We start from the raw sequence: 9,486 nt of genomic DNA, 5'->3' as shown, positions 1-9,486 counted from the left end.
TGCCACTTGTGCTTCTGTTTCAATTGAATTCCCCTGTTCTTCCATTTTTTAATTACTATACCCTTTGCAGTGGAAAAAGAATCCTGTTTGAAGGGGGTACTGAAGATCTTGTTCAAGAAAAAGAGGGGGATCGATTTGTAAAAATGGCATTCTCCTTTATGATAAGAGTAAGAAATCTTTGTAAGGAGGAAGCGGCTATGCCTGATTCTAAGTTCAAAGCATTTGTATTCGATGCCTATGGTACACTGTTCGATGTTCATTCTGTCATTGAGAAATGCAACGAATTGTTTCCGGGTAAAGGGGAAACAATCAGCAGAGTATGGAGGCAAAAGCAGCTGGAATACAGTTTTTTGCGGCAGTTGATGGGAAGATATACGACATTCCTTGAGATCACCGGGGATGCCCTTCGTTATGCATGCAAAGATGCGCGTGCCGAGCTTTCGCAAAACACAGAGAAAGAATTGATTGATTCATATCTGAAGCTAAAGCATTATGAAGAAACAGAAGAAGTGTTAAGGAAACTGCAGCCGTATCGAACGGCGATTTTCTCCAACGGTTCACTTAATATGCTGACTCCTTTAATCAATCAATCACCATTTGCACCGTTACTGGACGATGTTCTTTCTGTGGACGAAGTGAAGCAGTTCAAACCAACGCCGATGTCGTACCAGCTGGTCCTGGAAAAGATGGAGGTCAGAAGAGAGGAAGTCTTGTTTATGTCCTCGAATACGTGGGATATCGCAGGTGCTGCAAGCTTCGGATTCCATACCGCATGGATCAATCGCCAGGGAAGAGAAATGGACCAACTTGGTATCAAGCCTCACTATGAATACGAGGATCTGCGCGGGATACTGGAACACGTAAAATAGTTGAGTGGTTCAGTCGATTCGGTCGGTTTCCGCTTTTTAATTCGACAGGTAATCGTGTCTTTAATGACGAAAAAAGTAGAAAATACGTTTAAAAGGAGATGTGAGAGAATGGTGCCTGAACATGTGGTGGTCAAGGGAGTAGAAGTGGATTCGAAAACGAGATGTCGTCATTATCATAGTGAAAAGGATATCATCGCAATCAAGTTCAAGTGCTGCGCTGTCTATTATCCATGTCATTTTTGCCACGAGGAAACGGCTGGCCATGAACCCCTGCTCTGGCCGGAGGATGAATGGAACTCTAAAGCCGTGATGTGCGGAGAATGCAGGAATGAACTGACGATCCTGCAGTACATGAATTGCCAATCGGTATGTCCTTATTGCCAGTCCTCATTTAACCCGGGTTGCCAGACTCATTATCATCTTTATTTTGAAGGGTGAAGGAAAAGCCGAAGGGACTTGGTTCCGACGTGTAACTTTAAGCCCTGTAGCTGAACTAATGAGACGACTCATAAACAGTAGACATTAGCTTGTAACAGAAATGTTTCACGTGAAACGAAGGAGTGATGAAATTGGCACAGGAGAAAGCGACGTTTGCAGGCGGCTGTTTCTGGTGTATGGTCGAGCCTTTTGACGAACGTGAGGGCATCATTCGGATCCGTTCAGGCTATACCGGAGGGGTGACGGAGCATCCTGTTTATAAAGAAGTGACAACGGGCAATACAGGTCATGTCGAAGCTGTTCAGATTCTATTCGACCCCGGGTTGTTTCCGTATGAAAAACTGCTGGAATTGTTTTGGCAGCAGATTGACCCAACAGATGCACAAGGTCAATTTAAGGACCGGGGAGAATCCTATAGAACGGCGATTTTCTATCACAATGAAAGACAGAAACAACTGGCATTGAAATCGAAGAAGGAGCTATCGGAGAGCGGCAAGTTCAGTAAGCCGATTGCAACAAATATTCTTCCTGCCCGGGCCTTTTTTGATGCGGAAGAGTACCATCAGGATTTTTATAAAAAAAATGCCTTCCGATATGCGTTATACAAGAGAGGTTCGGGAAGGGAAGAGTTCAAGCGTACCCATTGGCCGCAGGATCGGACGCACTTGAAAGGAACACTCACCGATATTCAATACTATGTCACTCAGGAGAACGGCACAGAGCCTCCTTTTGAGAATGAGTATTGGGATAATACTGAAGCGGGTTTATATGTTGATATAGTAAGTGGAGAACCATTATTCACGTCGCACGATCAATATGACAGCGGCTGCGGGTGGCCGAGTTTCACAAAACCGGTGATGGACGCAAGCGTAAAGGAGCGTTATGATCTTTCCCATAAATCGACCCGGATGGAAGTGAGAAGCAGGGAAGGCGATTCCCATCTCGGTCATGTGTTCACCGACGGTCCGGGTCCAAAAGGACTCCGTTACTGCATTAACTCTGCAGCACTCAGATTCATCCCCAAGGAAAGATTGGAAGCGGAGGGGTACGGCGACTTCATGATCTTGTTTAAAGGAAAAAAATAAACGTGTCCGCAGGAAGAAAAACTGCGGGCACGTTTTTGTTCAGTTTATTTTTTCTTCTGCTTTTTCAAACAGATTTTCGATTCCCTGGACCCGTTTGATGGTCGTGATATTCCCTTGGTGAAGGCCCTCATGCCAATTCGCGAAGGCAAATACATCCGCCAGTGAAGTCAAGGTAACGGAACCGAGATTGAACGGCTTTTCACCTTGCTCGTCGAGGCGGCCGCTGAACACCGCTTTAAACCTCTCAGGCTGGTCTTCAAGCAGATTGCGGAGCACCAATAGCGAAGGTGGTGTCAGATTGTTTTCCTTCCATGTAAGAGGACTTGTATGAAAACCGAATAAATTGCCGAAGTCTTCCGGAATCTTTTTCTTTTCTTGTTCCCCTAGAAAAGAGTAAAGCAGATTTTCATGTGTCAACAGGATGTGGCCCAGATTCCACCGGATCGAATTCCGGAAACCGTCCGGCATTTCATCTGCCTGCTCCTCTGTCGTTGCATCCAAAAAAGCCAGCGTTCGCAAACGGATAAATTCCATTTGTTGAAATAACACGTTTTCATTCATCGTCATTTCCTCCCCGAAGTTCGTTTCACAGTCTACTATTCGGGAAGAAGGGCGGAGAATCCTTTTCCTGGACAAGAATAAAAGTGCCCTGAATAAGATTCAAGGACACTTATGAACGTCAGTGCTCAGTCTTGAGGACGGTTCTTCTGCGGCTTGGCACGTCCTGTTGTGAACTCCACTAATTCAGAGCTTGTGCGATTTCCTCTTTTAGCATTAGTATTTGCCTGTGCATTGCGGTTTCCCTGCTTTGTGCGGCCCATACGGATCCCTCCTAAAAAGTACTCTTGCTTTTATAGTGTGGGAATCTTCTCAAGGAAATATTCTTTCATATCATTGCCAGCTATCGTCAAAAACTGACATATTTCGTTTTCATCCATTATATTTCCCGGGCTATATTCGACTTTATTTGAGTTGATCCTCCATTCGGCTCAGGGGTTGTTTGGCCGGACCTTCAACAACTGTGCCATCCACGGCAAACCTCGACCCGTGGCATGGGCAATCCCAGGTATGATCTCCGTGGTTCCACGAACATTCACAGCCCATATGCGTGCAGGTGGTATCCACTACGTAAAGCTCTCCTTCATCGTTTCGATAACCCCCGCATCTTCTGCCATTCACGAGGATGATGGCTCCTTCCCCTATTTGGATGTCATCTGCCTTCTTGGTCGGGATATCGAGCTTTCCTTTCATCAGCTGTGCCGCAACATTGGCATTTTCTTTGGCAAATTTCCTGATGCTTGGATCGGCCTTGAAACGGGACGGAGTAAAGAGGTCGCTATAGAGATTGTGATTCCCCAGCACATGGTCGGAAAGGATCTGACCGGCCAGTGTCCCCAGCGTCATCCCCCATTTACGAAACCCGGTTGCGACGAGGATGGCCGGGTGCTTCTTGGTTAATGGCCCTATGTAGGGAACCTTGTCCAATGTAATCAAGTCCTGCGCTGACCATCGGTACTTCACTTCGCGTATGCCAAATACCTCATTCCCGAATGTCTCAAGCGCCTGGTAATGCTCCAATGTGTCTTTCCCTTGTCCTGTCTTATGGTTATCTCCGCCGATGAGCACAAGTTTATCCCCGTCAGAGTCTTCGGTAAAGCGGAGCGAACGTGTCGGTTCCTCAGCGCTGAGGTACATGCCTCCGGGATACTCTTTATTCGTTTTCACTCCCAGTACATATGAACGGTCGGGCTTGAGCCTTGCAAAATACCCCCCCATTCCGTCGTAGAAAGGGAAGTGAGTCGCAATCACCACATATTCGCTGTCCAAATGATAGCCGTCTTCTGTCACGACTTGCGTGCTTTCACCTTCGTTGATGGTCTTGGCCATCGTTTGTTCAAAGATTTGTCCGCCGTTAGTGACGATACTGTCAACAAGGGCTTTGAAATACTTTAACGGATGGAACTGTGCCTGATTCTTCATGACGACTGCGTTTTGTACCGGAAGATCGATCGGCAGCTGCTCAACCAAATCACTGCTTATCCCCAGCTTCTGATACGCTTTGTATTCTTTTTCTATCTTGTTATTGTACTGGTCGGTTGTTGAGTAAATATAGGCGTCTTGTTTTGTGTAATTGCACTCCACATTTTCCGTTTGAAGTGTCTGTTCCATGAATGCCAGAGCCTTCATGTTCCCCTCATAGTATTTCTTAGTAAATTCTTCCCCGAAGTGATTGATCAGCTCATCATAAATCAATCCGTGCTGTGCGGTGATTTTAGCTGTGGTATGTCCGGTGGTCCCATTTACGAGGCGTCCTGCATCGATCAGGACGACCTTTTTTCCTTCTTGCGCCAGCAAATAAGCGGTGGTTAGCCCGGCGATCCCTCCTCCGACGACGGTTACATCTGGACTGATGTTTTGTGCGAGCTTAGGAAATTCAGGCAATTGAACCGATTCACGCCAAAATGGTTCCGGCTCCTGGTTGAAAGATTTGTTGTTATGAATATCCATGGATCTGCTCCTTTCTTTTACTATCTCTACAATTTTTCCCCATTGTCTGAAGAATAAGCGCACATTTGGAAAAGAAAAACAAAAAGAGGCTTTTCACGCCCGGTTAGAAGAAAAAACTTTAAGTATGTTCAATTCTCTGACCTGGAGTAAGCTGGATTTCGAAAAGAGAACGTATTCTTGCTCCGTCTGACTGCTGGCAATGAACGGAACGCAATCCCGATTTACCAAACAGCTAAACAAAAAAGAGATCAACTCCGGGGAGTCAATCTCTTAACTAAATAGGATTATGAAGACTTTTTAAGGCGATTTGCTGATTTTTCAGCAGAGTCGACAGTTTGTTTCAGGAGCATGGAGATGGTTACAGGACCTACTCCGCCAGGGACCGGGGTGATCGCACCTGCTTTTTCGTAGCAGGAGTCGTAGTCGATGTCTCCAACGTTTCCTTTGTTGTATCCGGCATCAAGGATGATTGCGCCTTCCTTTACCCAGTCTCCCTGAATGAAGCGAGGCTTTCCTACAGCGGCTACGACAATGTCAGCCTGTGAAATGATTTCCGGCAGGTTTTCGGTATATGAATGACAGGTCGTGACGGTTGCGTTGCGGTTCAGCAGCATCATCGACACCGGTTTGCCGAGTATTGGGCTTCTGCCGATGACAACCGCATGCTTTCCTTCGATAGAAACATCATAGAAATCGATGATATTCATGATCGCAGCAGGTGTACACGATGGATAGTCCCCGAAACCAAAGGATGTTTGACCGAATCCGAGACTTGTCACACCATCCACGTCCTTATCGATGGAAATCGCTTCAAATGCGGCACGTTCATCGATGTGCTTCGGGACAGGGTGCTGAAGAAGAATGCCATGTACATCCTCATCGTCGTTCAGTTCATTCAGGACACTAAGCAATTCAGTTGTTGTCGTTTCTTTCGGCAAGTGTATGCGGCGGGACTCCATGCCAATCTTTTTGCATGCATTCCCTTTCATCTTCACATACGTTTCCGAAGAAGAATCATCGCCGACCAGGACGGTGGCCAAACAAGGCGTTATGCCGCTTTCCTTCAAAGCTGAGACTCTTAATCGCAGGCTTTCCTTCACTTCCGTTGCTACTCGTTTCCCGTCTAAAATCAATGGTTCCACTGCAATCCCTCCTGTTAATAGTAAAAAAAGACAAGGGCGTACCCTTGCCTTTTGCCCAGGCGATCGGCTAAATGGCTTATGTTAATAGTAAAGTCGCAGCTCCCTCGTGGTTATTTCCACATCTTCGCCAGTCACTGCTAATATTTAAATTCAATTATATTATAACACGAATATAAATATAATTACCAGTAAAAATGTTCGTGTTTTTAAAGAACCTCCATCAATGGTCTGAAAAGGTTACCGGTCCAATTTTCTATAGAGAAGCCTCCCTTACAGCCGATTTGCAAGGTAAACCGAAATCATAAAATAAAAGCAACAAACAATTTGGGAGGAGATCATATGTTTGATAATAGCGTGATCATGATAACAGGAGCATCGAAGGGACTCGGGAAGGAGCTGGCCTTACAATTTGCGAGGGAAGGTGCAAAGCTTGCGATAACGGCAAGAAATCAAGGTCCTTTAAACGCAGTTGAAAAAGAGATTCGCGCGATAGGTGCTGAGGTTGTGTCAACAGCCGCCGATATGTCAGTCCCGGGTGATGTCGACCGTTTCGTCTCGGTGTCGGAAGCAGCGTTCGGCAGAATTGATGTCCTGATCAATAATGCGTCCATCTTTGGACCGGGTCCAAGGCTGTTGGCCGATTACCCGGATGACGATTTCCTTAAGGTATTGAATGTAAATACATTTAACCCATTCATCGTCACGAAGCGGGTTCTTCCGGGGATGATGACCAGAAACGCGGGGTCTATCATCAATCTCACATCCGAAGCGGGGAAAACAGGTTTTGCCGAATGGGGTGCCTACGGCATTTCGAAATTCGCAGTTGAAGGTTTGACACAGACGTGGGGTGACGAACTCAATGGCACCGGGGTACGTATAAACATGGTCGATCCAGGTGAAATGGACACCGGCATGCATGAAGAGGCTGTACCTGAATGTGACTACCCATTAGCCAAACCGCACGAACATATGGACGTATTCCTTTACCTCGCTTCAGATGCTGCACAAAATGTTTCCGGAAAACGCTTCGAAGCGCAGGAATTCAAATGGAAACGGGGTGAAGGCGATGAATGAAGCCATATTCAATATTCCTTCCCACCTGAATGCCGCGGCTCCGATCGAATTTACGGGGAAAAGCAGGGATGAAGTGAAAATGATGGTGATAAACAGAAAAACGGGTGCATGCCTGCACACCCGCTTTCAACAACTGCCTGCCTATTTGAAGAAAGGGGACCTCCTGGTAATCAACAACAGCAGGACGATACCGGCATCTCTTCAAGGCAAGCAGGGAAATCGGGTGTTTGAAGTCAGGCTTTCCCGAAAAGTGAGCAGCAATGAGTGGGATGCATTGATACCAGGCTCCATCTATGACACACGGCTGCCGATTTCCTTCGGTGACGGGGTCAGCGCCGCCATGGTGGGCAAAGGAAGTGAGCAGCCCCTGGTCCGCTTGAGGTTCAATATAGAAGGGGCAGCGTTTTTCGATTTCATATATCGGAAAGGAGAGCCGATCCGCTATGAATACATCGATGCTCCGTGGCAGCTCGATCAATACCAGACTGTATACGGATCCGCACCGGGATCAGTGGAAATGGCGTCTGCAGGCAGGGCGTTTACATGGAAACTGATTTCAAAGCTCCGCGGTGCCGGAATAGAGGTCGTTCCCCTTCAACTCCATGCGGGACTGAGTTATTACGGTGATGACCGCTGGCCGTCTCCGAAGCATCACCCGGAGGAATATCTTCTTCCACTCGAAACGGCTGAAGCCATCAGGAAGGCGAAAACGTCAGGAAATCGCGTGATCGCAGTAGGGACGACTGTTGTCCGTGCACTTGAAACGGTTGCGGCTGAACATGCCGGTGAGCTGGCAGCAGCAAAAGGCGTGACAAATCTATATATAACAAAAGAAAGTTCCCTGAGGGTAGTCGATGGTCTGATAACCGGGCTGCATGAACCGCAGGCGAGCCACCTGGACCTGTTAAGAGCGTTCGTTTCAGATGAGGATTTGTTTGGGGCATACCGAAACGCTTTAGCGAAAGGATATATGTGGCATGAGTTCGGGGATATGAATTTGATTTTGTAAGGACTGAAGTTTGTTGCCGGGGAAAGGGGGGGAATCATGAAGCTGCATCACATCGGAATCAACGTCAGAAGCCTGGAATATTCAAAGAGTTTTTATCAATTGAATTTTGGTTTTAAAGAAGAGTACTCGACTGCACTGGGTAGTGAGCATATTCTCTTTTTGTCACGCGGAGAGGATCGGCTGGAATTGATTCATGATCCTGAAACAGATCCTCCTCCTTTGTCGAATATCCACTTTGCATGGGAAGTGAGAGATTTAGAAGGGAAGATAAAGCAGCTATCCCATCAAGGACTGAAAACCTTTGAAGGGCCGATCCTTCTTTCAAATGGATGGAAAGCAGCCTTTTATAAAGGGCCAGATGGTGAATTGATCGAATTGATATCGATTGAATAAGGACCTGATGAGTCTGAAAAAATTCCTTTTTCAAAACAGAGATTGCAGGTGAAGTTTGTCAGATTATATTGAAGGGTGCATGAAGTAGATCGTGATGCATACCTCACCAACCCGATAGGTTTTATGAAATTTTTTTGTTTTCCCATCTGTGTTAAAGTTATCCGGGTATTAAGGAATCTATACAGATTAGGAAGGGATTTCATGAAAAGGGAATTCGTCATTCGCTGGGCGTTCTTCTTCACGGGCTTACTTGTCCTGGCCTTGGGGATTGCGCTCACGATTAAAGGAAAAGATCTTGGAATAGGACCGTGGGACGTGTTTCATTACGGCTTATTCAAACAGCTCGGGCTGACGATTGGGACATGGTCGATCATCGCCGGATTTTTTATCCTGTTGATCACTGGCATCGGTACAAAATCATTTCCGAAAATTGGTGCGTTTTTAAATATGATTTTAATTGGTATTTTCATAGATATATTTAATCTTCTGATCCCGGGTCCGGAGTCGCTTGTGTCACAATCAATTGTGTTTGCAGTAGGCATTATCGTAATTGGATACGGAATCGGACTATATGTTTCCGCTGATTTAGGAGCGGGCCCGCGAGACAGTTTAATGCTGCTGGTGGTTGAAAAAACAGGCTGGAAGGTGCAGTGGGTCAGGAATGGAATGGAGATTGTAGTTTTCTTCTTCGGTTGGCTGCTGGGGGGCCCAGTCGGCATCGGGACGGTCATCATCGCCCTTGGGTTAGGTTCAATCGTCGGCATCTCACTGCCGCAAAGTAGAAAGCTGCTCGAACATGTTATGGCAAAACAATGGACAAAACGAGACAATCCCCTTGCTGTAAAATGTACCCTATAGAGTAGACACTTAAAAAAAGTCTACCTATAGGGTATTTTTTTGTATAATGACAAATAGACAACTAGTAGAAATCGGGGAAACATCATGAGTAAAAAAACATTCACAGAGAA

The 9,486-nt window shown here is 46.3% G+C and carries 11 protein-coding genes and 1 riboswitch; of the genes, 7 read left to right on the top strand and 4 right to left on the bottom strand.

Going from position 1 to position 9,486, the window contains the following annotated elements:
* From HP456_RS15675 to msrA, 3 genes are all read left to right on the top strand, one after another.
* The coding region (locus HP456_RS15675) for a haloacid dehalogenase type II (RefSeq protein WP_312857774.1) at nucleotides 1–869 on the top strand (869 nt) is incomplete at its 5' end.
* 108 nt (nucleotides 870–977) lie between these two features.
* Nucleotides 978–1,307: a CHY zinc finger protein gene (locus tag HP456_RS15670; RefSeq protein ID WP_172252762.1), complete on the top strand. Its 330-nt coding sequence runs from the start codon at nucleotides 978–980 to the stop codon at nucleotides 1,305–1,307.
* Nucleotides 1,308–1,438: 131 nt separating this feature from the next.
* Nucleotides 1,439–2,392 carry a peptide-methionine (S)-S-oxide reductase MsrA gene (gene msrA, locus HP456_RS15665; RefSeq protein ID WP_376766225.1) on the top strand — a complete coding sequence of 318 codons (954 nt, stop codon included), beginning with the start codon at nucleotides 1,439–1,441 and terminating at the stop codon, nucleotides 2,390–2,392.
* Between the two features lie 39 nt (nucleotides 2,393–2,431).
* Here the strand turns inward: msrA and HP456_RS15660 are convergent, their stop codons facing one another.
* The 4 genes from HP456_RS15660 to HP456_RS15650 all read right to left on the bottom strand — a co-directional run bounded on the left by HP456_RS15660 (nucleotide 2,432) and on the right by HP456_RS15650 (nucleotide 6,048).
* Nucleotides 2,432–2,953, bottom strand: coding sequence for a DinB family protein (locus HP456_RS15660; RefSeq protein ID WP_172252758.1), 522 nt, complete (start codon nucleotides 2,951–2,953; stop codon nucleotides 2,432–2,434).
* 125 nt (nucleotides 2,954–3,078) lie between these two features.
* A complete protein-coding gene (gene ypzF / locus HP456_RS25385; RefSeq protein ID WP_281358059.1) occupies nucleotides 3,079–3,213 on the bottom strand; it encodes a protein YpzF in 135 nt (44 codons plus the stop codon).
* Between the two features lie 142 nt (nucleotides 3,214–3,355).
* On the bottom strand, nucleotides 3,356–4,900 hold the full coding sequence (locus HP456_RS15655; protein ID WP_172252756.1) for an FAD-dependent oxidoreductase: 1,545 nt from the start codon (nucleotides 4,898–4,900) through the stop codon (nucleotides 3,356–3,358).
* A 284-nt stretch (nucleotides 4,901–5,184) separates the two neighbouring features.
* Nucleotides 5,185–6,048, bottom strand: a complete 864-nt coding sequence (locus HP456_RS15650) for a bifunctional 5,10-methylenetetrahydrofolate dehydrogenase/5,10-methenyltetrahydrofolate cyclohydrolase (RefSeq protein WP_312857775.1) — start codon at nucleotides 6,046–6,048, stop codon at nucleotides 5,185–5,187.
* A 40-nt stretch (nucleotides 6,049–6,088) separates the two neighbouring features.
* A riboswitch (ZMP/ZTP riboswitch) is annotated at nucleotides 6,089–6,187 on the bottom strand.
* Between the two features lie 194 nt (nucleotides 6,188–6,381).
* On the opposite strand from HP456_RS15650, the gene HP456_RS15645 reads away from it, so the two are divergent.
* The 4 genes from HP456_RS15645 to HP456_RS15630 all read left to right on the top strand — a co-directional run bounded on the left by HP456_RS15645 (nucleotide 6,382) and on the right by HP456_RS15630 (nucleotide 9,376).
* Nucleotides 6,382–7,116: an SDR family NAD(P)-dependent oxidoreductase gene (locus tag HP456_RS15645; RefSeq protein ID WP_172252752.1), complete on the top strand. Its 735-nt coding sequence runs from the start codon at nucleotides 6,382–6,384 to the stop codon at nucleotides 7,114–7,116.
* The gene (locus HP456_RS15640) at nucleotides 7,109–8,125 is read left to right on the top strand and encodes an S-adenosylmethionine:tRNA ribosyltransferase-isomerase (RefSeq protein ID WP_172252750.1); all 1,017 of its coding nucleotides are present in this window, start codon (nucleotides 7,109–7,111) and stop codon (nucleotides 8,123–8,125) included. Before HP456_RS15645 ends, HP456_RS15640 begins: the two co-directional genes overlap by 8 nt.
* 36 nt (nucleotides 8,126–8,161) lie before the next feature.
* Nucleotides 8,162–8,518: a VOC family protein gene (locus HP456_RS15635; protein WP_172252748.1), complete on the top strand. Its 357-nt coding sequence runs from the start codon at nucleotides 8,162–8,164 to the stop codon at nucleotides 8,516–8,518.
* 201 nt (nucleotides 8,519–8,719) lie between these two features.
* Complete coding sequence (locus HP456_RS15630; RefSeq protein ID WP_172252746.1) at nucleotides 8,720–9,376, top strand: YczE/YyaS/YitT family protein; 657 nt, start codon at nucleotides 8,720–8,722, stop codon at nucleotides 9,374–9,376.
* The last annotated feature ends 110 nt before the right edge of the window (nucleotides 9,377–9,486 follow it).

It is taken from the genome of Bacillus haikouensis, assembly GCF_013179555.1.
Taxonomy (GTDB): Bacteria; Bacillota; Bacilli; order Bacillales; family Bacillaceae_B; genus Rossellomorea; species Rossellomorea haikouensis_A.
This window is presented reverse-complemented; position numbering and strand designations above follow the sequence as displayed.

Coding starts and splice junctions, on each gene's coding strand:
- HP456_RS15670 (WP_172252762.1), top strand. CDS start 978: ATGGTGCCTGAACATGTGGTGGTCAAGGGAGTAGAAGTGGATTCGAAA.
- HP456_RS15660 (WP_172252758.1), bottom strand. CDS start 2,953: ATGAATGAAAACGTGTTATTTCAACAAATGGAATTTATCCGTTTGCGA.
- ypzF (WP_281358059.1), bottom strand. CDS start 3,213: ATGGGCCGCACAAAGCAGGGAAACCGCAATGCACAGGCAAATACTAAT.
- HP456_RS15655 (WP_172252756.1), bottom strand. CDS start 4,900: ATGGATATTCATAACAACAAATCTTTCAACCAGGAGCCGGAACCATTT.
- HP456_RS15645 (WP_172252752.1), top strand. CDS start 6,382: ATGTTTGATAATAGCGTGATCATGATAACAGGAGCATCGAAGGGACTC.
- HP456_RS15640 (WP_172252750.1), top strand. CDS start 7,109: ATGAATGAAGCCATATTCAATATTCCTTCCCACCTGAATGCCGCGGCT.
- HP456_RS15635 (WP_172252748.1), top strand. CDS start 8,162: ATGAAGCTGCATCACATCGGAATCAACGTCAGAAGCCTGGAATATTCA.
- HP456_RS15630 (WP_172252746.1), top strand. CDS start 8,720: ATGAAAAGGGAATTCGTCATTCGCTGGGCGTTCTTCTTCACGGGCTTA.